This is a genomic window from Aurantimonas sp. NFXS3 (genome assembly GCF_049132005.1).
Lineage (GTDB): Bacteria > Pseudomonadota > Alphaproteobacteria > Rhizobiales > Rhizobiaceae > Aurantimonas > Aurantimonas coralicida.
Window position 1 is genome coordinate 65,819 of record NZ_JAGDDZ010000007.1, and the last position, 24,599, is coordinate 90,417.

Annotated in this window: 24 protein-coding genes; 19 read left to right on the forward strand and 5 right to left on the reverse strand. The window is 66.1% G+C overall.

All coding sequences use genetic code 11. The features are described 5' to 3' along the window. The first annotated feature begins 25 nt into the window (after positions 1 to 25). On the forward strand, positions 26 to 1,531 hold the full coding sequence (cysG, locus tag J3367_RS18375) for a siroheme synthase CysG (protein WP_421462140.1): 1,506 nt from the start codon (positions 26 to 28) through the stop codon (positions 1,529 to 1,531). Positions 1,532 to 1,615: 84 nt separating this feature from the next. Here cysG and J3367_RS18380 read toward each other — a convergent pair whose 3' ends face one another. The 3 genes from J3367_RS18380 to J3367_RS18390 form a co-directional block, all read right to left on the reverse strand. Further along, on the reverse strand, positions 1,616 to 1,933 hold the full coding sequence (locus J3367_RS18380) for a hypothetical protein (protein WP_081651944.1): 318 nt from the start codon (positions 1,931 to 1,933) through the stop codon (positions 1,616 to 1,618). A gap of 388 nt (positions 1,934 to 2,321) precedes the next feature. After that, positions 2,322 to 3,098, reverse strand: a complete 777-nt coding sequence (phnF, locus tag J3367_RS18385) for a phosphonate metabolism transcriptional regulator PhnF (protein ID WP_421462016.1) — start codon at positions 3,096 to 3,098, stop codon at positions 2,322 to 2,324. 5 nt (positions 3,099 to 3,103) lie between these two features. Continuing rightward, on the reverse strand, positions 3,104 to 4,312 hold the full coding sequence (locus J3367_RS18390; protein ID WP_277025387.1) for an alpha-D-ribose 1-methylphosphonate 5-triphosphate diphosphatase: 1,209 nt from the start codon (positions 4,310 to 4,312) through the stop codon (positions 3,104 to 3,106). Between the two features lie 71 nt (positions 4,313 to 4,383). Here J3367_RS18390 and J3367_RS18395 point away from each other — a divergent pair, with 71 nt between their 5' ends. From J3367_RS18395 to J3367_RS18480, 18 genes are all read left to right on the forward strand, one after another. After that, positions 4,384 to 5,241, forward strand: a complete 858-nt coding sequence (locus tag J3367_RS18395) for a PhnD/SsuA/transferrin family substrate-binding protein (RefSeq protein WP_421462018.1) — start codon at positions 4,384 to 4,386, stop codon at positions 5,239 to 5,241. Between the two features lie 86 nt (positions 5,242 to 5,327). Beyond that, on the forward strand, positions 5,328 to 6,104 hold the full coding sequence (locus tag J3367_RS18400; protein WP_421462020.1) for a phosphonate ABC transporter ATP-binding protein: 777 nt from the start codon (positions 5,328 to 5,330) through the stop codon (positions 6,102 to 6,104). Then, complete coding sequence (gene phnE, locus J3367_RS18405) at positions 6,097 to 6,903, forward strand: phosphonate ABC transporter, permease protein PhnE (protein ID WP_024351254.1); 807 nt, start codon at positions 6,097 to 6,099, stop codon at positions 6,901 to 6,903. The genes J3367_RS18400 and phnE (J3367_RS18405) overlap by 8 nt, the downstream gene beginning before the upstream one ends. A gap of 114 nt (positions 6,904 to 7,017) precedes the next feature. Beyond that, a complete protein-coding gene (gene phnG / locus J3367_RS18410) occupies positions 7,018 to 7,491 on the forward strand; it encodes a phosphonate C-P lyase system protein PhnG (RefSeq protein ID WP_421462022.1) in 474 nt (157 codons plus the stop codon). Between the two features lie 11 nt (positions 7,492 to 7,502). After that, on the forward strand, positions 7,503 to 8,099 hold the full coding sequence (phnH, locus tag J3367_RS18415; protein WP_421462024.1) for a phosphonate C-P lyase system protein PhnH: 597 nt from the start codon (positions 7,503 to 7,505) through the stop codon (positions 8,097 to 8,099). 1 nt (position 8,100) lies between these two features. Then, positions 8,101 to 9,231 (forward strand): carbon-phosphorus lyase complex subunit PhnI, encoded by a 1,131-nt coding sequence (locus J3367_RS18420; protein WP_277025394.1) that lies wholly within the window; start codon positions 8,101 to 8,103, stop codon positions 9,229 to 9,231. Next, the gene (locus tag J3367_RS18425; protein ID WP_421462026.1) at positions 9,228 to 10,124 is read left to right on the forward strand and encodes an alpha-D-ribose 1-methylphosphonate 5-phosphate C-P-lyase PhnJ; all 897 of its coding nucleotides are present in this window, start codon (positions 9,228 to 9,230) and stop codon (positions 10,122 to 10,124) included. Before J3367_RS18420 ends, J3367_RS18425 begins: the two co-directional genes overlap by 4 nt. A gap of 5 nt (positions 10,125 to 10,129) precedes the next feature. Next, the gene (gene phnK, locus J3367_RS18430; RefSeq protein ID WP_421462142.1) at positions 10,130 to 10,909 is read left to right on the forward strand and encodes a phosphonate C-P lyase system protein PhnK; all 780 of its coding nucleotides are present in this window, start codon (positions 10,130 to 10,132) and stop codon (positions 10,907 to 10,909) included. 3 nt (positions 10,910 to 10,912) lie between these two features. Next, positions 10,913 to 11,635 carry a phosphonate C-P lyase system protein PhnL gene (gene phnL, locus J3367_RS18435; protein ID WP_421462028.1) on the forward strand — a complete coding sequence of 241 codons (723 nt, stop codon included), beginning with the start codon at positions 10,913 to 10,915 and terminating at the stop codon, positions 11,633 to 11,635. Then, on the forward strand, positions 11,636 to 12,250 hold the full coding sequence (locus J3367_RS18440; RefSeq protein ID WP_421462030.1) for an acetyltransferase: 615 nt from the start codon (positions 11,636 to 11,638) through the stop codon (positions 12,248 to 12,250). A 116-nt stretch (positions 12,251 to 12,366) separates the two neighbouring features. Continuing rightward, positions 12,367 to 13,224: a phosphonate ABC transporter ATP-binding protein gene (gene phnC / locus J3367_RS18445; RefSeq protein WP_421462032.1), complete on the forward strand. Its 858-nt coding sequence runs from the start codon at positions 12,367 to 12,369 to the stop codon at positions 13,222 to 13,224. Positions 13,225 to 13,263: 39 nt separating this feature from the next. After that, positions 13,264 to 14,259, forward strand: a complete 996-nt coding sequence (gene phnD, locus J3367_RS18450; protein ID WP_421462034.1) for a phosphonate ABC transporter substrate-binding protein — start codon at positions 13,264 to 13,266, stop codon at positions 14,257 to 14,259. A gap of 104 nt (positions 14,260 to 14,363) precedes the next feature. Then, complete coding sequence (gene phnE / locus J3367_RS18455) at positions 14,364 to 15,185, forward strand: phosphonate ABC transporter, permease protein PhnE (protein ID WP_421462036.1); 822 nt, start codon at positions 14,364 to 14,366, stop codon at positions 15,183 to 15,185. Between the two features lie 83 nt (positions 15,186 to 15,268). Then, the gene (locus tag J3367_RS18460) at positions 15,269 to 16,408 is read left to right on the forward strand and encodes an alpha-D-ribose 1-methylphosphonate 5-triphosphate diphosphatase (RefSeq protein WP_421462037.1); all 1,140 of its coding nucleotides are present in this window, start codon (positions 15,269 to 15,271) and stop codon (positions 16,406 to 16,408) included. Positions 16,409 to 16,643: 235 nt separating this feature from the next. Then, positions 16,644 to 17,318: a class I SAM-dependent methyltransferase gene (locus J3367_RS18465; protein WP_421462039.1), complete on the forward strand. Its 675-nt coding sequence runs from the start codon at positions 16,644 to 16,646 to the stop codon at positions 17,316 to 17,318. A gap of 276 nt (positions 17,319 to 17,594) precedes the next feature. Next, positions 17,595 to 18,215, forward strand: coding sequence for a response regulator transcription factor (locus J3367_RS18470; RefSeq protein ID WP_421462041.1), 621 nt, complete (start codon positions 17,595 to 17,597; stop codon positions 18,213 to 18,215). 775 nt (positions 18,216 to 18,990) lie between these two features. Continuing rightward, positions 18,991 to 19,779 (forward strand): alpha/beta fold hydrolase, encoded by a 789-nt coding sequence (locus J3367_RS18475; RefSeq protein WP_421462043.1) that lies wholly within the window; start codon positions 18,991 to 18,993, stop codon positions 19,777 to 19,779. Between the two features lie 10 nt (positions 19,780 to 19,789). After that, positions 19,790 to 21,445, forward strand: coding sequence for an ATP-binding protein (locus J3367_RS18480; RefSeq protein WP_421462045.1), 1,656 nt, complete (start codon positions 19,790 to 19,792; stop codon positions 21,443 to 21,445). Between the two features lie 184 nt (positions 21,446 to 21,629). On the opposite strand, the gene J3367_RS18485 is transcribed toward J3367_RS18480, so the two are convergent. Continuing rightward, positions 21,630 to 22,232 (reverse strand): exopolysaccharide biosynthesis protein, encoded by a 603-nt coding sequence (locus J3367_RS18485; RefSeq protein ID WP_421462047.1) that lies wholly within the window; start codon positions 22,230 to 22,232, stop codon positions 21,630 to 21,632. A 756-nt stretch (positions 22,233 to 22,988) separates the two neighbouring features. After that, positions 22,989 to 24,599: an MFS transporter gene (locus tag J3367_RS18490; RefSeq protein WP_421462048.1), complete on the reverse strand. Its 1,611-nt coding sequence runs from the start codon at positions 24,597 to 24,599 to the stop codon at positions 22,989 to 22,991.

Here is a 24,599-nt window from a genome sequence, read left to right on the forward strand (position 1 = left end):
ACAGCTCCCGCAGCGCTTCCAGCGCATGGGTCCGCTGGCGAGCCTGCCGGTGTTCTTCGATCTGGCGGGCAAGCGCGTCGTCATGGCGGGCGGCGGACCGGGTGCGGCATGGAAGGCCGAGCTCCTGGCCTCGGCGGGCGCCCATGTCGATCTCTACGTCCCGTCCGACGGGATCAATGGCGAGATGGCCGAGCTTCTCGCCGTGCCGCCGGAATCCGGCGTCATCCTTCATCACGACCGGCCCTGGGCGACCGATGTCTTCGCCGGCGCGGCGATCGCCGTCGGCGATACCGAGAGCCTCGCCGAGGGGCAGGCCTTCGCCTGCGCCGCGCGGGCGGCCGGCGTGCCGGTCAACGTCGTCGACAAGCCGTCCTATTGCGACTTCCGCTTCGGCACGATCGTCAACCGTTCGCCGGTGGTCATCGGCATTTCCACCGACGGCGCCGCCCCGATCCTTGGCCAGGCGATCCGCCGCCGCATCGAGACCCTGCTGCCGCCGGCGCTCAGCCAGTGGGCGGCCCTGGCCGCCAGGGTCCGCGGCGCGGTGATGGAGCGGCTGGCGCCGGGCCCGCTGCGCCGGGCCTTCTGGGAACGCTTCGCCGACAGCGCCTTCACCACGAAGCTGCCCGACGCCGCGGCCGAGGCGGCGGCCGGCGGCTTCATCGACGATCTGGCCCGCTCACCCGAGGCGGGCGGTCGCGTCACCCTGGTCGGGGCCGGCCCCGGTGAGGCCGAACTCCTGACACTGAAGGCGGTGCGCGCCCTGCAGGCGGCCGACGTGATCCTCTTCGACGACCTCGTCTCCGACGAGATCCTGGAACTCGCCCGCCGCGAGGCCCGGCGCATGCTGGTCGGCAAGCGCGCCGCCCGCGACAGCTGCCGCCAGGAAGACATCAACGCCATGATGGTCAGCTTCGCCAAGGCGGGCAAGCACGTGGTGCGGCTGAAATCCGGCGACGTGTCGGTGTTCGGCCGGGCCGGCGAAGAACTGGACGAGCTGGCGCGCGAGAACATTCCGGTCGCTATCGTGCCGGGCATCACCGCCGCCTCGGCGCTGGCGGCGAGCTTCGGCGTGTCGCTGACCCATCGCGACCGGGCCCAGCAGCTGCGTTTCGTCACCGGCCATTCCAAGAAGGGCGGCCTGCCGGAGGACCTCGACTGGCATGCGCTGGCCGACGATCACGCCACCACCGTCTTCTACATGGGCGGCCGGATGGCGGCGAAGATCGCCGAGCGGCTGATCCATCACGGCCTGCAGGCCACGACCCCGGTCGCCGTCGCCGCCAATCTGTCGCGCGAAGACGAGACCCGCGCTGCCGGCACGCTCGCGGACCTCGGCGCCATCGTCGCCCGGATCGGCGTCGACCGCCCGATCCTGATCGGCGTTGGCCGGGTGTTTGCGGAGCGCGCACGGTTTGCCAGCCCCATTGCGCATGCGCGCGGATGCGCGATCACCGGAGAGGCACACCGCGCTTGGCGCGGACCTCCCAACGCAACTGACGATCTGGAGGCTCTCGTCGACGCGTGCTGATGATCGCTCATTTAGAATGGGCCGGTTGCAGCCGGGCAGCTCTCCGGGAGAAGAGGTGACGAAGCCGACGTTCGACTGGCAGCCCTATTTGGTCGCAGAATGGAAGTCAGCAGGCTTCTTGGCGACCCATTTTACGAAGCGCGCGACCGTCTGATTGTCCGTAAGGGGCGTCCCGCTTTCTGCGTGGCGGACCAGTTCGCTCGCCGTGAAATTGGCGTCGATGGTCTCCCGGCAGATGGGATGGACAGGAACGGTATCTCGGCCACCCCGGCTTTTGGGGATCGGGTGGAAGCGATCCACGGTCTCACCCAGCAATCGGCCGCATAGCCAGCACGGTTCCGGAGGCTCGGCATCGGCTGTCTGGTTCTCAAGCCAACTTGCGTCCCGAATTTTTCGCGCCATCTCACAGCTCCTATTGCGCAGAACACGGTGCGGCATTGTGCTGTGGCACTATCTGCATTCGGCGCGAGTGATGGGCCGACTTCACGCGGTCGGTCAAGTCTCGGCGCCATCTTTGACTAACGCAAAGGGGCCGAAAGCGGACTGGCAGCATTGGGGCGTTGCACGCGGAGAGCTGCCGTCCCGTTCTCGGCCCAGTCTTATCGACGCCGTGAAGCGTCCACCAGAAGCCGACTTAGCGTTGTGAGTGCCTCTCGAGGTTCGTGCCGGGCCCGGGTGCGCACTCGTTCGGCGCCGGCGCGCAGGCCTTCGGCCATGACGCGAAAGGCCCCGAACACCTTCGGCAGGACTTGATGGGATTGGTCGCCGGTTACATCGACTCCTGCGACCCTCAGAAAACGAAATCGACCGACGTGAGCAGCCAGCAGCCGGTGCCCCATTCGATCCGGTTCCCCGCCGCGTCGCCATTGACGGCGCTGGTGCGGAAGACCGGCGTGCTGGGCGTGAGCTCCAACTGGCTCGCCTCCTCGGCAGTGGCAAAGCCTCCGCTGATCCGCGTCTCAATCCGCCGATACTTGCCGATGCCATGTGCGACGAACACATCGGTGACCGATTGCCGCCGCGCATAGACGGCGGCGAAGTCCGGCAGGAGCCTTGCGGGCAGGATCTTGGTGCTGGCGTGGATCGGCTGTCCATCGGCCGAGCGCACGCGGCGCAGCCGGATGACCGGAGCGCCGACGGGGAGATGCAACTGCGCGGCGGCTGCCGCGTCGGCCTCCTCTTCCTCCAGCACGAGCGTGCGCGTCTCGACCAGCTTGCCGTCGGAGCGCAAGCTGTCGAAGAATCGGCTGCCGTCGCGCACCGACAGCACCGAGGGCGGGCTGCGCACGAACACGCCGACGCCCTTCCGTGAGGTGAGATGCCCTTCCTGCTGCAATTGCAGCAGCGCCTGGCGGAGCGTGATGCGGGTGACGCCGAATTTCTCGGCCAGATGGACCTCGCCCGGCAACTGGCTGCCCGGGCGCAGCCGCCCATCCTCGACAAGCGCCAGGACATAATCGTGGATCTGCTGCCAGATCGGCATGTCGCTGCGCGGCCGCAAAACCAGATCGCCGAAATCCGGCGTCGCGGCGTCGTTTTCAATCTTCTGCGAGGCGATGCTGCTCATGGGTCCTACCCCGCCGCCATCTCGGGGGTCGCCGCGACCGGTGATGCCGAAGGCAACTCCTCCAGTGCCCGCCGTGCATACACGATGCGCCCGCCGACCATCGTCGCCACGATTTCCGGATGCCGCATGTCAGCCATGTCGACCAGGACGAGATCCGCCCGCTTGCCATTGGTCAGACTGCCGCGATCCTCAAGCCCCGCGGCGCGCGCAGCGTTGGCGGAGACGAGCGGCCAGTAATGCGCCAGCGCGTCCACATCGCCATCGGCCAGAGCGAAGGCCGCATGCAGCGGAGACGGATAGTGATAGTCGCTGGTCAGCACCGTGCAATGGCCCGATGCGACCGCTTCGCGCGCATCCATCGCCTTGTTGTGGCTGCCGCCGCGCACGACATTCGGCGCGCCCAGAATAACGTCTTCCCCGCCGGCACGGGCCGCCGCCGCGGTCTCGGCATTCAGCGGAAACTCGCAGGAGCGCGCGCCGAGCGCCCGGAACCGGGCGCGCTCCTCGGGCGTCGCCTCGTCATGCGCCAGCAGGACATTGCCGCCTGCCTGGGCTGCCGCCGCGAGCTCGGCGATGGCGCCCGGCACGTCGTCACGCCGCGCCCACACGGCGTCGAGCAGCGCCATGTAGTCATCGCGCGACAGGCCGGAGCGCTCGGCCATCTGGCCGATCTTTCGGGCGATGGTTCCTTTCAGCACCGAGCCGGTCGTGTGGTCGTTGAAGGCGAGGATCGGCGAAGGCTCCAGCGACAACCACCCGGTCACCTCGGCAACCGCGTCGAGCGCGAAAGTTTCCCAGCGCAGATGCAGCCGCGTGTCGCAGTTCAGATGCGGGCGCAGGGCCAGGAGCGAGCCGATGAAGCTGCGCGCCGCGTCGAGCGAGCGGAGCCCCGGCTCCCAGGAGATCGTCACGCCATGAAACGCCGTGGTGATGCCGTTGCCAACGAGCTGGCGATCGGTGTCGCGCAGCGCCAGACCGACATCGAAGCGCACGCCGGGCCGCGGCATGATCTGCCGCTCGAAGGCGTCGCCATGGATGTCGACGATGCCGGGCAGCACCAGCAGCCCTTCGGCATTCAGTCGCCTCGGCTGCTCGGCCCGGTCGACAATGTGCTCGCCCGCAACGTGCAGTCCGCGCTCATGCCAGCTGTCGCCGGCCAGCGTCCTCGCGTTCTCGATCAGCCACGCCATCTCGGCCCCTCGTTCTTTTGTCATTCATGCGTCACCTGCTGTCTATACAGGTAGCTGCGAACCCGCTGCCCTGTCTATACAGAAGGACAAACAGAATGCTTCGTTCGCTGGTTTTCGCTCTCGCCGCCTCGGTCGTCTCCTCGGTGACGGCTATCGCCGAACCCGTCCGCTTCGCTGTCACCGACATCGAGGGGCTCGAAGCCCTGCAGCAGGAGTTCGGAGGCTTCCAGGAAGCGCTCGAAGCCGAGACCGGCCTCGATATCGAGCTCATTTCCGTCAGCTCGCGCACGGCGGCCGTCGAGGCGCTGAACGCCGGACAGGTCGAGCTGGTCCTGACCGGCCCCGCCGAATACGTGGTGATGAAGGAGTTGAGCGACCCGCGCATCGTGGTCGCCTGGCAGCGCCCGGACTATTTTGCCCAGCTCGCCGTTCTCGCCGACGGGCCGATCCGCACTATCGAGGACCTGAAGGGCAAGAAGATCGCCTTCGGTTCGGTCGGCTCCACCTCGCAGCATCTGGGACCCGCCCAGGCGCTCGCCGATCAGGGCGTGAACTACGGCGTCGACTACGAGCCGGTGATCATTTCGCGCAACGTCGCGGCCGAGGCCCTGATCCGCGGCGACATCGCGGCGATGGGGCTCAATTTCGACCATCTCAACTCGATCCGGGCCGCTTTCCCCGACAAGGCCTTTGCGGTCGTCGCCCGCGGCCGCGATCTGCCCAATGACATCCTCGTTGCCCGCAAGGACATCCCCGAAGACGTCTACGAGACGATCCGCGACGCCTTTCTCGAGAACGGCAACGAACTGATGAACGCCGTCCTCAAGGGCGAGGACAATCAGAAGTTCAAGGGCGGCACCTTCCTGACCGACATCGATGACAGCGAGTACGACTATGTGCGCTCGATGTATCGCACCATCGGCGTCGACACCTTCACCGCCTTCGTCGAATGAGCGTTCTCCTGGACCAGACGGCGGCCGCGAAGGCCGGTCCGTTTCACGCGGCCCTGTCGGCTCCCCCTTGCGGGGAGCCGGAACGATTGGATGTCCCGCCGGCCACGGCGCCGGGGGCAACGATCATCAGCACCCGTGATCTCGGCAAAGCCTACGCCAACGGCCGCCATGTCTTCACCGGTGTGAAGATCGACATCGGGAGCGATCAGCGTGTCGCGCTGATCGGTTCGAACGGCGCCGGCAAGTCGACACTGCTCAAATGCCTCGTCGGTCTGCTGTCGCTCAGCGACGGCGAGATCATGACCTTGGGCGAGACCTTCCGGTCGGCCCCGAGCGGCGCGCAATTGCAGCGCCTTCGGCGGCAGATCGGTTTCGTCTTCCAGAACCACGGACTGGTCGGGCGCCAGTCGGTGCTCACCAACGTCGTCCAGGGCAAGCTCGGCCTGCCCGGCGGATGGCGGGCCTGGCACCATGCCCTTGCCCGCGAGGACTGGCGCGAGGAAGCGATGCAGGTGCTGGCCGACGTGCGCCTTGCCGACAAGGCCTGCGCCCGCGCCGACCAGCTTTCCGGCGGCCAGGCCCAGCGCATCGCCATTGCGCGCGCGCTGATCCGAAAGCCGAAGCTGCTGATCGCCGACGAGCCCGCCGCGAGCCTCGACCCCTGGGTCGGTCGCGAGATCATGACGATCTTCTCCGACCTGGCCTCCGAGCACGGCATCACGCTGGTCTATACGACGCACGATATGGAACATGCGATGCACTATTCGGACCGGATCATCGCCTTGAAGGCCGGTCGGGTGCATTTCGATCTCCCGACTCCGATGGTCGACCGGCAGCAGATGGAAGACGTCTTCAATGGGTGACGCGCCGGCCCGGATGCGCGCGCCCTCGCGTCTGCCCTCGATCTCGCCGATCAGCTTCACGCTGCTCGTCGCCTTTGCAGCGGTCTTCCTGGTCTCGCTCGGCCAGGTCGCCCCGTCGCCCGAGCGGCTCGCCGCCGGGGCGCCGCAGATGGTCGAGCTGATCGGCCGCATGCTGCCGCCCAATCTGGAACCGACCTTCCTCCAGCGCATGGGCTGGCGCATTCTCGAAACCCTGCAGATCGCACTCGTCGGCACGGTCATCGGCGTCGTCATCAGCCTGCCGATCGGCTGGCTCGCAGCGCGCGGCATCTCCCCGCTCGGGGCGTTCCGGCAGCTGCCACGGGGCATCATCTCGCTGTTTCGGACCATTCCGGATCTCGTCTGGGCACTGGTCTTCGTCTCGACGGTCGGGCTCGGCGCAATTGCCGGCACCATGACGATCGTCGTCGACACGATCGGCTTCTGCGGCCGGTTCTTCGCCGAAGCCATGGAAGAGGCCGACAAGAAGCCGCAGGAGGCCTTGCGGGCGATCGGCGCCTCGCGGGTCAGCATCCTCTTCGGGGCGACGCTGCCGAGCATCATGCCGACGCTGATCAACAGCTCGCTCTTTGCGCTGGAGAAGGGCGTCCGCTCCTCGGTCGTCCTCGGCCTCGTCGGCGCCGGCGGCATTGGCCAGGAGTTGAAGGTTGCCTTCGACCTCTTCCAGTACCGCAACGCCTCGGCGATCATCCTCGCGATCTTCGCGATCGTGCTGGTGATGGAATATTTCACCGACCGGCTGCGTGCCCGGTTCGAGTGAGCCGGTAATCGCAAGCCTGACGACCGACACCGCCAAAGCGGGTCCTGTCGGGATCCGCGCTGAGTGCCTCAGCCGACTGACGCCATCAGATCAGACCACAACGGATAGAATGCCATGCCCTCCTCGGACAACCACTCCTGCGATCCCAGCCGGCCCGCGCGCCGCCGCGCCATGGAAGCCTTTGCAGCCAGCGATGCACACTCGCTCGCAACGGCCTGGGACGCGATCGCCGGCGAAGTGCCGGTCACCAGCCTGCGCGGCCCCGAGGTCGGGCTTGTCATGCTGCAGGGCCGGATCGGCGGCAGCGGCGCGCCGTTCAATATCGGCGAGGCCAGCGTCACGCGCGCCAGCATGCGCCTCGCCTCGGGCGAAGTCGGCCACGCGATGATCATGGGGCGGGACGCCGACCACGCGCGCCTTGCCGCGCAACTCGATGCCGGCTGGCAGCGCGACGACTGGCGAGCCGCGATCGAAGCCATGGTCGTCGGCCCAGCATTGACGAAGCAGGAGGAGGCCGACCGGCGCTCCGCCGAGGAGACCGAGGCGACACGCGTCGACTTCTTCACGATGGTTTGGGGCGACGAATGATGACCGGCACAATGACGACCGCATCCCTCGAAGGTGGCTTCGCCGACCCCGTCTTCGATGCCCAGGCCGCCTTTTCCGCGATCATGAATGCCTTTGCCCGGCCGGGCACGATGCTCGATCTTGGCGCGTTGGCCGCGCCGCCATCGGCTGCCCCACCGGCGGCGGGGGCGATCCTTGCCGCGCTGGCCGACTACGACACGCCCCTCTGGCTCGACCCTGCGGCTCTCGGCGCCGGTGTCGCCGAATGGCTTGCCTTCCACACCGGTGCGGCGATCGTTCCCGAGCCGCAGGCTGCCGCCTTCGCCCTCGTCTGCGACCCGACCCAGCTGCCAGCCCTGTCGCATTTTTCGGCCGGCACTGCGGCTTATCCCGATCGTTCGGCAACGCTGATCCTTTGCCTCCCCGCTCTTCGGGGCGGCGAGAGACTGCAGCTGACCGGCCCCGGCATAGAGACGACCGCCTCCGTCAGCCCGCGCGGACTGCCGGACTTCTTCCTCGAGGATTGGGCAAACAATCGCGGCCTTTATCCCCGCGGCATCGACATGCTGCTTGTTTCCGGCAGCGAAGCCCTGGGCCTGCCGCGCACCACCCAGATCGGAGATCGCTGAGATGTATGTCGCCGCCAAGGGAGGCGAAGCCGCAATCGCCAGCGCCCACCGTCTTCTCGCCGACCGTCGTCGCGGCAACCGCGACGTCCCGGCACTGACACTGGAGCAGATTGCCGGTCAGCTGGCGCTCGCCGTCGACCGGGCGATGGCCGAGGGCTCGCTCTACGATCCCCAACTCGCCGCGATGGCCGTGCGTCAGGCACGGGGCGATCTGATCGAAGCGATCTTCCTGATCCGCGCTTATCGCACCACCCTTCCCCGTTTCGGCAATTCGGAGCCGCTGGAGACGGACAACATGCGGATCGAACGGCGGGTATCGGCAACCTACAAGGATCTGCCGGGCGGCCAGTTGCTGGGCCCGACCTTCGACTACACCCATCGGCTGATCGACCCGGACATGGCGGGCGACCCGCCGGTCGAGGCGGGCGCGCGTCGCGACTGGCCGGGCGAAGCCTGTCCGCGTGTGACCGACATTCTCGGCGCCGACGGCCTGATCGAGCCGGACGGCGACGCACCGGACGGCAAGCCGGGTGATCTGACCCGCGAGCCGACGGAATTTCCTGCCGGCCGCGACCTGCGACTGCAGGCACTGGCGCGCGGCGACGAGGGCTTCCTCCTGTCGCTCGCCTATTCGACCCAGCGCGGCTTTGCCCGCTCGCATCCCTTCGTCGGCGAAATCCGCATCGGCCTCGTCGATGTCGTGATGGACATGCCCGAAGTCGGCTTCCCGGTGACCATCGGTCGGGTCCGGATGACCGAGTGCCAGATGGTCAACCAGTTCCGGGGCTCGGCCAAGCAGCCGCCGCAATTCACCCGCGGCTACGGACTGGTCTTCGGCCAGTCCGAGCGCAAGGCGATGGCCATGAGCCTCGTCGACCGGGCGCTCAGGGCCGACGAGTTCGGCGAGGAACGCACCGCCCCCGCGCAGGACGAGGAGTTCGTCATCGCCCATTCCGACAATGTACAGGCCACCGGCTTCGTCGAGCACCTGAAGCTGCCGCATTATGTCGACTTCCAGGCCGAGCTCGATCTGGTGCGTCGCATGCGCCGGGAGCACGCCGCGCGAGACGTCGATGAGGCCAACGGAGACACCGGCGACGACGAAGCCGCCGCGCGGGAGGCCGCCGAATGACCGCCGCCCTGCCCGCCTACAACTTCGCTTATCTCGACGAACAGACCAAGCGGATGATCCGCCGCGCGATCCTCAAGGCGATCGCGATCCCCGGTTACCAGGTCCCCTTCGCCTCCCGCGAAATGCCGATGCCCTACGGCTGGGGCACCGGCGGAGTGCAGGTGACCGCAGCGATCCTCGGCCCGAACGACGTCCTGAAGGTCATCGACCAGGGCGCCGACGACACCACCAACGCCGTGTCGATCCGCGCCTTCTTCGAAAAGACCGCGCGGGTTGCCACCACGACGCGGACGAGCGAGGCGACGATCGTCCAGACCCGTCACCGCATTCCCGAAACGCCGCTCACCGCCGGCCAGATCATCGTCTACCAGGTACCGATCCCCGAGCCCCTGCGGTTTCTCGAACCGCGTGAGACCGAAACGCGGGTGATGCACGCGCTGGAGGAATACGGGCTGATGCATGTGAAGCTTTACGAGGACATCGCCCGCCACGGCCACATCGCCACGACCTATGCCTATCCGGTGAAGGTCGAGGGCCGCTACGTGACGGATCCCTCGCCGATCCCGAAATTCGACAATCCGAAAATGCACCGCTCGCCGGCCCTTCAGCTCTTCGGTGCTGGGCGTGAGAAGCGGATCTACGCCCTGCCGCCCTTCACCGACGTCGTGTCGCTGGATTTCGAGGACCATCCCTTCGCCGTTCAGGCTTTCGACCGCCCCTGTGCGCTGTGCGGCGCCGAGAACGTCTATCTCGACGAGGTCGTGACCGACGACCGCGGCGGGCGGATGTTCGTCTGTTCCGACACCGACCATTGCGAAACGCGGCGCGAGGCCGGCCATGCCGGCGACGGTGGTCCGGCTCTACGGCAAGAGACCAGGCAGGGCGAGGCATGACATCGATGGACCAGGCATCGCCGCTTCTCACCGTTCGCGACCTCACCCGCCGCTATGGCCCCCGGGTCGGCTGCGAAGCCGTTTCGTTCGACGTCTGGCCCGGCGAGGTCGTCGCTATCGTCGGCGAGTCCGGCTCCGGCAAGACGACGCTGCTGAACTGCATCGCAGCGCGCATGGCCCCGACGTCGGGCAGCGTCTCCTACGCCATGCGCGATGGCACGATGCGCGATCTCGCCAGCCTCGGCGAGGCGGAACGGCGCCTTCTGATGCGCACCGACTGGGGCTTCGTCCACCAGCATGCCGCCGACGGCCTGCGGATGCGGATGTCGGCCGGCGCCAATGTCGGCGAACGGCTGATGGCGGTGGGCGAGCGCCATTATGGCGGCATTCGCGAGAGCGCCACCGACTGGCTGGGCCGTGTGGAGATCGCCGAGGATCGGATCGACGACCGCCCGGACGCGTTCTCCGGCGGCATGCGCCAGCGCCTGCAGATCGCCCGCAATCTCGTCACCCGGCCGCGCCTCGTCTTCATGGACGAGCCGACCGGCGGGCTCGACGTCTCGGTCCAGGCGCGGCTTCTCGACCTGATCCGCTCGCTGGTCGCCGAGATGGGCCTGTCGGTGGTGATCGTCACCCACGACCTCGCCGTTGCGCGGCTTCTGTCGCAGCGCATGATCGTCATGAAGGCCGGCCGCGTCATCGAACAGGGCCTGACCGACCGGGTCCTCGACGACCCGCACCATGCCTACACCCAGCTCCTTGTTGCCTCGATCCCGGAAAGCTGAGCCATGTCCGTGCCTTCCCAGCCGATCCTCACGGTCCGCGACGTCGCCAAGTCCTTCACCATGCATCTGCGCGGCGGCATTCGCCTGCCGGTCGTCGAGGCGGCCTCCTTCACCGTCGCGCCCGGCGAATGCGTCGTGCTGGGCGGCCCCTCGGGGGTCGGCAAATCGTCGATCCTGCGCATGGTCTATGGAAACTACGCCGTCGATGCTGGCGAGATCCTGATCCGCGACGGGGCCACTGGCAACGAGACGGACCTCGCCAGCGGCGACCCGCGGCGGATCATCGCCCTTCGCCGCGACGCGATCGGCTATGTCAGCCAGTTCCTGCGCGCCATCCCGCGCGTACCAGCGCTCGACGTCGTCGCTGAGCCGCTCGTCGCCCGCGGCACCGCGCCCGAAGCCGCGCGCGAACGGGCCCGCGTTCTGCTGGCCCGCCTCAATCTGCCCGAGCCGCTGTTCGAGCTGCCGCCCGCCACCTTCTCAGGCGGCGAGAAGCAGCGGGTGAACATCGCCCGCGGCTTCATCACCGACCAGCCGCTGCTGCTGCTCGACGAACCGACCGCCTCGCTCGACGCGCAGAACCGCGAAGTGGTCTGCGAGATGATCGAGGCCAAGACCGCGGCGGGCACCGCCGTGCTCGGCATCTTCCACGATGCGGCGGTGCGCGAGCGGATCGCGACGCGGATCATCGACGTCTCCGCCTTCTCCGCCCGCAAGGCGGCCTGAATGCCGAAGCTCTCCCTATCCCCGCTGGTCGACCCCAGCGCCGAGATCGAGGATTGCGCTCTCGGGCGCTACACCGAGATCGCCGAACGCTGCCGCCTGACCGAGACCGTCCTCGGCGACTATTCCTACGTGATGGAAGACGGCAGCATCTGGTGCACGGCGATCGGCAAGTTCGTGAACATTGCCGCTTGCGTCCGCATCAACGCCACAAACCACCCGACATGGCGCGCCACCCAGCACCATTTCACCTACCGGGCCGGTGATTATTTCGACGGTGAAGAGAACGAAGCGGGCTTCTTCGACTGGCGCCGCGCGCACCGGGTCGTCATCGGCCACGATGTCTGGATCGGCCATGGCGCGACGATCCTGCCTGACGTCACCATCGGCAACGGCGCTGTGATCGGCGCGGGCGCGGTCGTCTCGAAGGACGTGCCGGCCTATACGATCGTCGGCGGCGTTCCCGCCCGGCCGATCCGGCCGCGTTTTGCCGCCGAGATCGGCGCGCGCATGGATGCGCTGGCGTGGTGGGACTGGCCGCACGAGACGCTGCGCGCCGCCCTTGCCGACTTCCAAAACCTTGACGCACAGGCGTTTCTCGACCGTCACGGCGGATAATCCGCTGCGCTTCGATGCCGCCGAGCGGCTGTCATCGAACGTTTAGAAAGTCGTCATCGCACCCACATGGAGCGCTCATAAGAGTCACCCGTCGAGACGCCGGACGGGGGACCCGCATGAGCGCCATAGCGATCAAAGACCTGTCCAAGCGCTTTGCCCTGAAGCAGGCGCTCGACAAGGTCAGCCTGACCATTGCCGAAGGCGAAATGGTCGCGCTGATCGGCGCGTCCGGTTCCGGCAAGTCGACGCTGATCCGCCATATCGCCGGCCTCGAACGCGCCGACCGCGGCACCGGATCGAGCATCGCGCTGTTCGGCGCACCGATCCAGTCCGACGGCCGGCTCGGCGCCGGCGCGCGCGCCATGCGCCGCGAGATCGGCGTCATCTTCCAGCAGTTCAATCTCGTCTCGCGGCTGCCGGTCATCACCAATGTCCTCCTCGGCAATCTCGGCCGGATTCCGCGCTGGCGCGGCACGCTCGGCTGGTTCTCGCGCGATGAGAAGCTTGCGGCCCGTGCCGCGCTCGGCCGCGTCGGCATTCCGGAAGTCGCCTGGCAGCGCGCCTCCACCCTGTCCGGCGGCCAGCAGCAGCGCGCGGCCATCGCCCGCTGCCTCGTGCAGAAATCCCGCGTCATCCTTGCCGACGAGCCGATCGCCTCGCTCGATCCGGCCTCGGCCCGCCGCGTGATGGACGTGATCGCGGAGATCAACCGCACCGACGGGATCACCGCCGTCGTGTCGCTGCATCAGGTCGAATATGCCCGCCGCTACTGCCCCCGCACCATCGCGCTGCGCGGCGGCGAGGTCGTCTATGACGGCCCCTCCCACGCACTGACCAACGCCTTCCTGACCGAGCTCTACGGCGCGGATTCGGAAGAACTCGTCCTTCCGGACGCACTGCCGGTCGACGCCGACAGGCGCGTCCGGGCGACGAAGCAAGCGCCGGTCAACGCACCGGCGCTGGTGCCGGCCTGAAGTCACCACGACAACCAAACGCAACAGGGGAACAACGCCATGAACATGGTTCTTCGCACACTCGCCGCCGCCACGATGGTCGCCGGCATCTCGACCACGGCGCTTGCCCAGGACGAGCTGGCCTTCGGCATCATCTCCACCGAGAGCCAGCAGAATCTGCGGCCGAAATGGGAGCCGTTCCTCGCCGACATGGAAGAGAAGACCGGCCTCGCCGTGAAGCCCTTCTTCGCGTCCGACTATGCCGGCGTCATCGAGGGCATGCGTTTCGACAAGGTGCAGCTCGCCTGGTACGGCAACAAGTCCGCCATGGAAGCCGTCGATCGCGCCAATGGCGAGATCTTCGCGCAGACCGTCGATATCTCCGGCAATCCCGGCTACTGGTCGCTGGTGCTCGCACCGAAGGACTCGCCGCTCGAGAAGGTCGAGGATCTCCTGACCTGCGACCAGTCGCTGAATTTCGGCCTCGGCGACCCGAACTCGACCTCCGGCTATCTCGTCCCGATGACCTTCGTCTTCGCCGCCAACGGCGTCGACCCGAAGGAATGCTTCAAGAACGTCACCAACGCCAACCACGAGACCAACGCCATGGCCGTCGCCAACGGCCAGGTCGATGCGGCGGCGAACAATACCGAGAGCCTTGCCCTCATCGAGAAGAACAATCCGGACGCCTTCGCCAAGATCAAGGTGATCTGGAAGTCGCCGCTGATCCCGGCCGATCCGATCGTGTGGAACACCAACCTGCCGCAGGAGAGCAAGGACAAGATCAGGGAGTTCTTCGTGACCTACGGCACCGACCAGTCGACCGGTGACGTGGCCCACGAGAAGGAAGTCCTTGCGGGCCTCGAATGGGCGCCTTTCGTCGCATCCACCAATGACCAGCTCCTGCCGATCCGCGTGATGGAACTGTCGAAGACGATCGCCCAGATCGAGGCCGACGAGTCCCGGAGCGCCGAGGAGAAGACCGCCGAGATCGAGAAGCTCGAAGCGGAAAAGGCCGGCTACGAGGAGAAGATCAAGAGCGCTCCGCAGAGCTGACGCGTCACGCGGCGACGGGCCCTGCCCGCCGCACATTTCGCCACATCCCTCCGGCCGGCACCGCATCCAGGCGCCGGCCGGTTTCGCCGATCACAGGATGCCCGATGACCGACGACGCGGTTTCTCTCTCGCGCCCCGCTGCCCCCGACCTGAATGCCGGCCGCGACTGGTCCCGCAGTGCTTGGAACGCGGTGATCTGGATCGGGCTTGCGGCCGCCCTTCTGTGGAGCTGGGCACCGGCCGAGATGGGACGCTGGACCTATCTCTTCACCGATGCCGACAATATGGCGCAATACGCCGCCGGCTTCGCCAATCCCGACTTCACCGACTGGCGCTACTACGCCGAGGAAATGGTCGTCACGGTGCAGATCGCCCTGTGGGGCACCGTCCTGTCCGTGCTGCTCGCCATCCCCTTCGGCATCCTGTCGGCGCACAACATGGTGCCTTGGTACATCCTGCAGCCTTGCCGCCGGCTGATGGACTTCTTCCGCGCCATCCACGAGATCGTCTGGGCGGTGCTGTTCGTCGTCGCCGTCGGCCTCGGACCGTTTGCCGGCGTCATGGCGCTGTTCATCCACACCACGGGCATTCTCGCCAAGCTGTTCTCGGAAGCGGTCGAGGCGATCGACCCGCGGCCGGTGGAAGGCATCCGCGCCACCGGCGCGTCGAAGCTGCAGGAAATCGTCTTCGGGGTGATCCCGCAGGTGCTGCCGCTGTGGATTTCCTATGCGCTCTACCGCTTCGAATCCAATGTGCGGGCCGCAACGGTCCTGGGGGTCATCGGCGCCGGCGGCATTGGTCAGGTCCTGTTCGAGTCGGTCCGCGGATTCTACTATCCGCAATCCGCCGCCATCCTGATCATCATCGTCCTGTCGGTGGTGCTGACCGACCTCCTGTCGCAACAGCTCCGGCGTTTCGTCACCTGAGGGGTCGACGCCGCGCGTCCCGAAAAGGCAGCGGCCGGCGCCATTCTCCTCCCGCAAGCCCTCAGCCCAGAAAATCACCCGACATGCCGCACGAAACAGTCCTGACCAACGCCCGCATCGTCACCGCCGATCGGGTCATCCACGGGCACCTGGTCCTGCACGGCGAACTGATCGCGGAGATCGGCGAGGGCCCGGCAAGGACTGGGCAGGACATGGACGGCGACACACTCATCCCCGGCCTCGTCGAGTTGCATACCGACCATATCGAGGGGCATCTCATGCCCCGGCCGAAGGTGCTGTGGAACAAGATGGCCGCCATCCAGGCGCACGATACCCAGATCGCCGGCTCGGGCATCACCACGGTCTTCGACGCGCTGCGGGTCGGCACCGACGAGAACGCCACGCTCAATGCCGACGAAATGGCCGAGATGGGAGAGATGATCGGCAGGGCCGTCAACGAAGAACGGGTGCGCGCCGACCACTACATCCATCTGCGCTGCGAAGTTTCCTCAGCGGATGTCCTCGCAGGCTTTGCCGGATTGGCCGGCAATCCCCTCCTGAAGCTCGTCTCGCTGATGGACCATGCGCCCGGCCAGAGGCAGTTCGCCGATCTCGGGGCGTACCGGACGTATTACCAGAAGAAGCTCGGCCTCTCGGACGCCGCGTTCGAGAGCTTCAGCAGCAAGCGGCTGGCGCAGTCGACGGAATTTTCCGACCGACACCGCCGCGAAATCGCCGAGATATGCCGGGAGCGCCGCATCGCGCTGGCCTCCCATGACGATGCGACGATCGCCCATGTCGACGAGGCCCTGGCGCTGGGTATGAGCATCGCCGAGTTCCCGACGACCCTGGAGGCGGCGTCCGCTTCGCGCGCCGCTGGTCTGCACGTCCTGATGGGCGCGCCGAATATCGTGCGCGGCGGCTCGCATTCGGGCAACGTCTCGGCGATCGAACTGCTTCGGCTCGGCCTCCTCGACATCTTGTCCTCGGACTACGTCCCGTTTTCGATGCTGCAGGCAGCCTTCCATCTCGTCGGCATTGGTGCGGCGGGCTTGCCGGAGGCGATCAGACTGGTGACGCTGAACCCGGCGGAGGCGGTCGGCCTGACAGACCGCGGCACCATCGCCGTCGGCCGGCGCGCCGATCTGGTGCGGGTACGCAGCCATCCCGGCGAGCCGCCGGTGGTCCGCTCCGTCTGGCGCCAGGGCAACCGTGTCGCCTGAGGCGTGCGCGGGCATCCCGCTCCGGCCCGGAAGAACGACCGGCCCCTCGCGGCCTGTGCGGACTCCGAATTCGCCTAATTGCAGGCAACTGCAAATCGCTTGATTAGAAGATGGTGGGGCCGGCATGCCTCGATCCACGCCAGATTTCCATCAGCAATGACAGTGACTTGCCGGCATGTACTAAGTCCATGTTATGCAGGCGGTGCCTCTGCACCCGGAGACCTGAAGGTGCCACTTGTCGTCGTTCTCTGATCCCGCCTCGGTTGCCCGATATGCAGAAGGTCCGGTGCGAATGGTGCCGGGCTTTCACCATTTGCAACGCATGGCAGCGCTGCTTCTTGCGGAGCGCGTGGATGCGGACGGTCGTGTGCTCGTCCTGGGGGCCGGTGGCGGGCTTGAACTGAAGGCATTTGCCGAGTTCCAGCCCGGCTGGCGGTTCGACGGCGTCGATCCCTCGGCGGAGATGCTGCATCTGGCGAAGAGGACGCTCGGCCCCCTCGCCTCGCGCGTTCGGCTGCATGAAGGCACCATCGATGTCGCGCCGGACGGGCCCTTCGACGGTGCCACCTGCCTCCTGACCCTGCACTTTCTGCCCCGGGAGGAGCGCCTGCGGACGCTGATCGCCCTCCGCAGGCGGCTCAGGCCCGGTGCGCCCTTCGCCGTTGCGCATCACAGCTTTCCGCAGGACCCGGAGCGCAAAGCACTCTGGCTGGAACGCTTCGCCGCCTTTGCAGTCATGTCGGGCGTGCCTGCAGCGCAGATGCCGGGCGCGATCGCGGCGATCGGCGACCGTCTGCCGGCCTTGTCGCCGGAAGACGACGAGGCCTTGCTTCGGGAGGCCGGCTTCGAGGACGTCGCGTTGTTTTACGCCGGGTTCACGTTCAGGGGCTGGACCGCCTACGCCCCCTGACCCGGTGCCGAACGTGGGCGGGAAAGACGCTTTCTAGATGCGGCGCCGGCCATGGAACGGCGCGCACAGACAATGTGCAACGCACGGGGGCCTCTGCCGAGTGCAGCGGTCCCCCATGCGCCTGTTTAATCCATCGGAAAGCCTGGGCCCTCACGCTGACCGTGCGAGACGGATCACTGCGAGGCGCCGCTGGTCCTCGCCTGCCGGGCGGGGCACAATGAGAGCCGCAGTCCTGGCGGCAGAAGCCCGAGGTCTGCGATCGGAAGGAGACGGTCCTTGAAGATTCTCGTTGCAGACGATCACGACCTGGTTCGCGATACCATCGCGCTGTTCCTGCAGAATGAGGGCGGGATCGAGGTGACGGTCGCAGCGACCCTCGACGAGGCGCTGGTGCGCATCGACGAGGTGGGCTCCTTCGATCTGGTGCTCCTCGATTACGGCATGCCTGGAATGGACGGCCTTGCCGGCCTCAAGCGGGCCATCGCGGCCAATCAGGACAAGCCGGTGGCGCTGATGTCGGGGGTGGCATCGCGCACCGTCGCCGAAGACGCGCTGGCGGCCGGGGCGGCCGGCTTCGTGCCGAAGACGCTGGGCGCGAAATCCATGGTCAACGCGCTGCGTTTCATGGCGTCGGGCGAACAATACGCGCCGGTCAAATGGATGACGGAGATGGAGGCGAAAGCCGCCCATCCGCTGGCGGACAAGCTGTCGGCACGGGAAATGCAGGTCCTGGAAGGGCTGTGCGACGGCAAGGCCAACAAGGAGATCGCCCGCGATCTCGACCTGCAGGAGGTCACCGTCAAGCTGCACGTCAAGACGCTGTCCCGCAAGCTCGACGCCCGCAACCGCACCCACGCCGCCATGATCGCCCGCGACGCCAAGCTCTTCGAGCAATAGGCGACTGGCCGCCATCGACAATGTTCTTTGCCCGGCGCCGTCCCCCCCCCCCCCAAACGGCGGGAGCCGAGCCATCCCGGTCATAGGGAACGCAAATCGGCGCCCCCGGAAGCAGTCCACGTCGGGCGGTTGCAGCGGTTGTTTCGCTGCGTTTCAGACATGTCGCGCGCGCCTTCGCTTGTGCGAATGAATCGGTGCCGAGGACGATGTTCGCGTCTTCGGCTCCAAGTCGGTCGCGCCGTTAGACTGCAGGTAAGCAGCCGGATGGATTGGGCATCGAAGGCGCTAGATCGCCGTACTTAAGCTTGCCGAGATGGCGATGATTCCGGAAGGTTTCCGAAGCCTGATCTGAAGAGCCATGTAGCCCCTCGGCCACCCGCGCGGAGCGGCTGAGAGGCCAGAAGTTAAAGGCCTTTCTCTGCTGCCGCGGCTCGCCTTTCTCACGCATGTCGGTGATGCAAGGCAATCGGAACTCCCGGGCCCGGAGGCCTTGAGACCAGCTCCATCCGAGGCAGACCGAACGTCGCCTGGATCGTTTGCGGCGATTGACGCCCGCGAAGCGAACGAATAGCGATGCGATAGTCGGTGCCGCGCGACACGTATCGTTTCTCTTCCAATGATACGCCGAAAACACGAGGCCTCGACGTTGTGGCAGGAAGCTTGATCGTCCCTGGGAGGGGCTCCGTCTTGGCAGGGCTCGCCAACGCAAGAGCCGATGAGAGCCTTCGGGGGAAGGCCATTCGATCATGACGATGCAGTTGGAGAGGAGACGGCTTTGACGGCATTTCAGCGGCACAATGTGACCTTGGCCGGCACCGGGACAATGTCGATGGTGTTCGCGCACGGCTTCGGCTGTGACCAGAACATGTGGCGGTTCGTGGCTCCTGCTTTCGAAGACCAGTATCGGACCGTCCTGTTCGATCATGTCGGCGCCGGGAGATCTGATCTGACGGCCTACGACCCGGAGAAATATGCCTCGCTCGACGGATATGTCGACGACGTGGTCACGCTCTGTCGGGAAGCCGGCGTCGAGCACGGCGTCTTCGTGGGCCACTCGGTCAGCGCGATGATCGGCGTTCTGGCTGTCAACAAGGCGCCCGACCTGTTCGATCGATTGATCATGATCGGCCCGTCACCGCGATATACGAACGATGGAGACTATGTCGGTGGCTTCACCGAGCCTCAGATTGCCGAGTTGCTGGACTTCCTCGACAGCAATCATCTGGGATGGTCGCAAGCCATGGCCCCGATCATCATGGGGAATCCCGACCGGCCAGAGCTGGGTGAAGAACTCACGAACAGCTTCTGCCGCACGGATCCGGATATCGCCAAGCGCTTTGCCCGCGTCACCTTTCTCTCCGACAACCGGGCGGATCTTGCGCACATCAAGGTCCCTGTACTGATCCTCCAGTGCTCTGAAGATGTCATCGCGCCGACCAGCGTGGGCGAGTACGTTCACAGCAATATTCCGAACAGCAAACTCGTGACCCTGGATGCCGTCGGACACTGCCCGAACCTCAGCGCGCCCAACGAAACGATAGCGGCCATGAGAGCTTTCCTCTGAGGGTGCGAGGGTGAGCCGGGCCAACAACTTCGAAGAGGATGATCTGGAAGATCTGGAGGACCTTTTTGAGAGTGCGCCGTGCGGCTATGTGTCGGCGGATGCGAAAGGCCGGATTACCAAGGTCAACCAGACCCTGCTCGCATGGCTGGGGCATGAGCGCGCGCAACTTCACGGGCAACGGTTCCAGGACTTTCTGAACATCGCGGGGAAGATCTATTACGAGACGCACTTCGCCCCGCTGTTGAGAATGCAGGGCTTCTTCAATGAGGTTGCGCTCGACCTTGTGCGCGCGGACGGCACCGCCTTCCCCGTCCTGGTCAACGCTGTCGAGCGACGCGACGAGACCGGCGACGTGCGGTTCATCCGCATGACGGTGTTCAATGCATCCGATCGCCGACGGTACGAGCGGGAGTTGCTTGAGGCGCGCAACGCCGCAGAACAGGCGAGTGCAGAATTGCGCAATCTCAACCTGACACTGGAGCAGCGGATCAACGATGCCGTCCAGGAGCGTCTCAGGGCCGAGGACCAGATCCGACAGATGCAGAAGATGGAGGCCGTCGGGCAGCTCACCGGCGGCATCGCACACGACTTCAACAACATGCTGGCAATCGTCATCGGTGGATTGAACCTCGTTCAGCGCAGGCTCGCCAAGGGCGACACGGATGTCGGCCAGTTCATCTCGGGCGCGATGGAGGGAGCCAACAGGGCCGCGACGCTGACGCAGCGCCTTCTCGCCTTCTCGCGCCAGCAGCCCCTGTCGCCGCAGGCTCTGAAGGCGAACGACATGGTCTCGGACATGTCCGAGCTTTTGCGTCGGACGTTGGGCGAGACGATCCAGATGGAGACGGTGCTGGCAGGCGGGCTTTGGCAAACCTATGCTGATGCTGGTCAGCTTGAGAATGTCGTGTTGAACCTGGCGGTCAACGCACGCGACGCCATGCCGGATGGCGGGCGGTTGACGATCGAAACCGCGAACTGCCACCTCGACAGCGCCTATGCCGCCGAGCACGGCGTAGCGGAAGGACAATACGTTCTGGTCGCAGTGACGGACAATGGCAGCGGCATGCCGCCCGAGGTTGCCGCCAAGGCGTTCGACCCCTTCTTCACGACCAAGGGCGTCGGCAAGGGCACCGGCCTCGGGCTGAGCCAGGTCTTCGGCTTCGTGAAGCAATCCGGCGGGCACGTGAAGATCTATTCCGAGCCGGACCATGGCACGTCGGTGAAGATCTATCTTCCCCGGTACTACGGCAACGCCGAGGCTCCGGCTCGCACGTCCGCCCGTGGCGTTGCATACGGGAAATCGTCCGAAGTCATCCTTGTCGTGGAAGATGAGCGGCGGGTCAGAGAACTCGCGGTCCAGATGCTTCGTGATCTCGGCTACGGTGTTCTCGAAGCCGAAGACGGTGCCTGCGGGCTAGAGATGCTTGACCGGCATCCGGAGGTTTGCCTGCTCTTCACCGACGTCGTCATGCCGGGCATGAGCGGGCGCCTGTTCGCCGATGTAGCCAGGCAGCGAAAGCCCGAACTCCGGGTTCTGTTCACGACAGGATATTCGCGCAATGCGATCGTGCACAATGGAGTGCTGGACCCGGGTGTGCATCTCTTGCCAAAGCCGGCCTCGCTTGAGCAATTGGCTCTGAAGGTCCGCGAAGTTCTGGATGAGTAGGTCGTCTCGACGTTCGGGTTCATGCGAGCGTGGATGCGGATACCCGCTATAGAAGTACAGGGCCGAAGCCGGCCTGGCAGCCTGTGGGACGAGATTGCGGAAAGCGGCCATTTCCTTCGACCGCTCCAGGTCAATCAGATGCCCGAGGCGACGCGAATGTCGATCATGAGCCGCTTTGATGCGATCAACTCGAGGAGCCGACAAATCCCCAAAGCCCGCTGGCAACTGCGATTGCTGCGCCGACGAATCCCAAGAGCATCAGGAGCCCGTCGCGGTAGAGCAGCCCCAGCCCGAAAATCGAAATGACGATCATCGGCCCCGTCGTCGCGAATGGCACGAGTTCGAGCGGCGGGATTGTAAGAAGCAGGAACAGGATCACGATACAGGCCGCGCGTCGCCCGGTCGAACCGGCAAAGCGCGACAAGCGCTCGTGCAACTTCGCATCGATCCGGAGCGACACCGGTTTCAGCCATTCCACCGCCCTGATCACCCGGTCGGACTTGAGCGTCCGCCGGCGCAGCCAGTTCGGCGCCCAGAAATGCTCATAGCCTATGATAAGGCGCACCGTGATTGCTGCGAGCGTCAGCGCAAGGATCGTCGGGAAGCCGGGAATGCCCCCAAGCGGGGAAATCTCGATCAGCGGCAGGACGGCCAGGGCTGGCCCGTAGCCGCGATGATCGAGCGCGTCGATGAGGTGTCCAGCCTCGACCTCGTCGCCTCCCGACTCCGAAGCAGATTCCTCGAGTTCGGCTATGACGTCAGTGAGCGCGCCCTCTTCCTTCTGCATGCCGGCTCCTCGACGGTGACTCCAGCGTGACCAACTCCTGCTTCTTCGGTCCGTTCCGTGCCGCCTGATCCATCTGTGGGCCCGGCTGACAGAAAGAAGCGACGCTCAGCCGCGATGGGAGCTCCCTGAATGTCTCGGTCAGCGTGTCGGGTGGCTTCAACGTCCCGAGGTTCAGCGGCAAGCGTGAAGCGCGCGCCCTTGCGCTGAAGCGCCTCGGCAAACTGTGCCCGATATCGGCGTCGATCCGCGCTGCCCGCTGGCGTGCTTCGCTGGAAAGACGCGTTTCGAGGGATCGCTGAATCCGGGCGCCGGCAAAGACGTCCGCGACATCATCATCCCGCACGTGACGGACGTACTGCCCCCCGTTTCGCAGGGTGACGTCACTCGGCAAGAGCACCGTATGTTGCATCTTATGCAGCTCGGGCTCCGTCGAGGCCGAATTCGCGCAAACTGGCAAGAGATTGCAATTACTTGAGCAGGAAATTGTGGGCCCGGCAGGACTCGATCCACACCAAACTTTTACCAGTGATTACAGAGACTTGTCGGCCTGTGCAATGTCCATGTTATGCAGTTTGTGCGACAATCGCAACTCCTCGCAATCCGCCGAGGAAACGAACTTCTGTGTCCGACGCCACGACTTCCAATTTCCCCATTGGATTGGTTCTCCTGTCGGCCCCAAGGGCTACTCCAGCGTATGCAACAGGCAAGTGTCGGCGCCCGGCCGAATGCGTTCGCGCCGGCTTGCCGAGCGAGCCCCTAGCTTACTGCCAACCTGTCGATACTCAGGAAGTGCCGTACCTGGGGTGGCAGATCGCCTTGATGGAAGCGGTGCAGTTCCGCCTGAACCTCCGCATCGGCCTTTGTCACACGCCCGTGCTGACGCAAATGCTCTGCCCATGACGGCACCATGAACCACTCGAGGATCGTGGCCGGCTTGGCGGCATCCTCCGTGACACCCCAGGCGAACGCGCCATCCCTCCGGCGCTCGGACGCGAGCCGGAAAAGAACTTCGAGGAATGCGCCGCGATTGCTCGGGGCGACGCAATATTCCACGGTGATCATCACCGGGCCGCGATCCTGCGCTACTGGTCCTGCGACGAACGGCTCGGGCCAATGATAGGAGGCACCGAGATTGGCCTCACCCATTGGCAGTTTCGCACGGTGCATGGCGAGAGCGCTCGCAGTCAGCCCGGCAGCGGCGGCGAGAAGTGCCCCCGGCACACCGATTTCCTGCGCGACCAGCCCCCAGGCCAGGCTGCCCGCGGCCATCGCGCCGTTGAACACGGTCAGGTAGACCGCCAGCGCCCTCCCCCGGACCCAGTTGGGAAGAACGGCCTGAGCCGTACCGTTGAGGGTCGTCAGTGCCATGATCCAGGCTGCGCCGAGAACCAGGAAGAGTGGCAAGGCCGCCCAGCGAGGCGGAGCAAGGGACAGGAGCGCCATGACCGCCGCGGTCAGCAAGGCCGCGAGAAGCACCAGCCCGTCGACATCAAGCTTGGCCTGGATCCGGGGCATCAGCACGGCGCCGAGGATCGCCCCTGCGCCGACGGTCCCCAGCAGAATGCCGTAGAAGCTCGCATCGCCGCCCAGCAGATTGCGTGCGATGAGCGGCAGCAGCGCCCAGACCGAACTGGCCATGGCAAAAAACACGAAGGCGCGCAGCAGGACGCGATGGACCTCCGGGCTGGCGCGGACGTAGCGCAGCCCTGCGCGGAAGGCGCCGTTGAAGCTTTCGGAGAGATCGTCACGGGTGACGGCGGGACGCTTCCACCACAAGAGCGCCGCGATCACGAACAGATAGCTCGCCACATCGGCGCCATAGGTCGCCGCCGCCCCGGCACTTGCGAGGATCAGTCCGCCCGCCGCCGGGCCGATGGAGCGGGCAATGTTGATGCCGAGCGAGTTGAGTGCGACGGCACGCTTGAGTTCGTCCCGGGGCACGAGGTCCGGCATGATCGACTGCCAGGCAGGGCCGATCAGGGCAGCGCCTACGCCGCCAAGGAACGTCAGCGCGACCAGCGCTTCGATCGTCAAGGAGTCGGTGGCCGCAAGCATGGCCAGCGAGAGGCTGACGCCGGCTAGGAAGACCTGGACGCCGATCAGGAACCGGCGCCGGTCGAGGATGTCCGACAGCACACCCGCCGGGATGGCGAGCAGGAACACCGGCAGCGTCCCCGCCGCCTGGATCATGGCGATGGCGGCGGGCGATGCCGTGAGGTCCGTGACGAGCCACGAGCTTGCAACGTCGCGCATGAAGCTGCCAACATTGCCGAGGATCGTCGCCGTCCACAGGACGGCGAAGACAGGGTGGCGCAGAGGCGCAAAACCTCCGTCGGCGGCGACGGGTCGGGACGCCGGGCTCGCCAC

Bases quoted from the DNA above. Each gene is read 5' to 3' on its own strand.
- cysG (WP_421462140.1), top strand. From the start codon at position 26: ATGGGTCCGCTGGCGAGCCTGCCGGTGTTCTTCGATCTGGCGGGCAAG.
- J3367_RS18380 (WP_081651944.1), bottom strand. From the start codon at position 1,933: ATGGCGCGAAAAATTCGGGACGCAAGTTGGCTTGAGAACCAGACAGCC.
- phnF (WP_421462016.1), bottom strand. From the start codon at position 3,098: ATGAGCAGCATCGCCTCGCAGAAGATTGAAAACGACGCCGCGACGCCG.
- J3367_RS18390 (WP_277025387.1), bottom strand. From the start codon at position 4,312: ATGACAAAAGAACGAGGGGCCGAGATGGCGTGGCTGATCGAGAACGCG.
- J3367_RS18395 (WP_421462018.1), top strand. From the start codon at position 4,384: ATGCTTCGTTCGCTGGTTTTCGCTCTCGCCGCCTCGGTCGTCTCCTCG.
- phnE (WP_024351254.1), top strand. From the start codon at position 6,097: ATGGGTGACGCGCCGGCCCGGATGCGCGCGCCCTCGCGTCTGCCCTCG.
- phnG (WP_421462022.1), top strand. From the start codon at position 7,018: ATGCCCTCCTCGGACAACCACTCCTGCGATCCCAGCCGGCCCGCGCGC.
- phnH (WP_421462024.1), top strand. From the start codon at position 7,503: ATGACGACCGCATCCCTCGAAGGTGGCTTCGCCGACCCCGTCTTCGAT.
- J3367_RS18420 (WP_277025394.1), top strand. From the start codon at position 8,101: ATGTATGTCGCCGCCAAGGGAGGCGAAGCCGCAATCGCCAGCGCCCAC.
- J3367_RS18425 (WP_421462026.1), top strand. From the start codon at position 9,228: ATGACCGCCGCCCTGCCCGCCTACAACTTCGCTTATCTCGACGAACAG.
- phnK (WP_421462142.1), top strand. From the start codon at position 10,130: ATGGACCAGGCATCGCCGCTTCTCACCGTTCGCGACCTCACCCGCCGC.
- phnL (WP_421462028.1), top strand. From the start codon at position 10,913: ATGTCCGTGCCTTCCCAGCCGATCCTCACGGTCCGCGACGTCGCCAAG.
- J3367_RS18440 (WP_421462030.1), top strand. From the start codon at position 11,636: ATGCCGAAGCTCTCCCTATCCCCGCTGGTCGACCCCAGCGCCGAGATC.
- phnC (WP_421462032.1), top strand. From the start codon at position 12,367: ATGAGCGCCATAGCGATCAAAGACCTGTCCAAGCGCTTTGCCCTGAAG.
- phnD (WP_421462034.1), top strand. From the start codon at position 13,264: ATGAACATGGTTCTTCGCACACTCGCCGCCGCCACGATGGTCGCCGGC.
- phnE (WP_421462036.1), top strand. From the start codon at position 14,364: ATGACCGACGACGCGGTTTCTCTCTCGCGCCCCGCTGCCCCCGACCTG.
- J3367_RS18460 (WP_421462037.1), top strand. From the start codon at position 15,269: ATGCCGCACGAAACAGTCCTGACCAACGCCCGCATCGTCACCGCCGAT.
- J3367_RS18485 (WP_421462047.1), bottom strand. From the start codon at position 22,232: ATGCAGAAGGAAGAGGGCGCGCTCACTGACGTCATAGCCGAACTCGAG.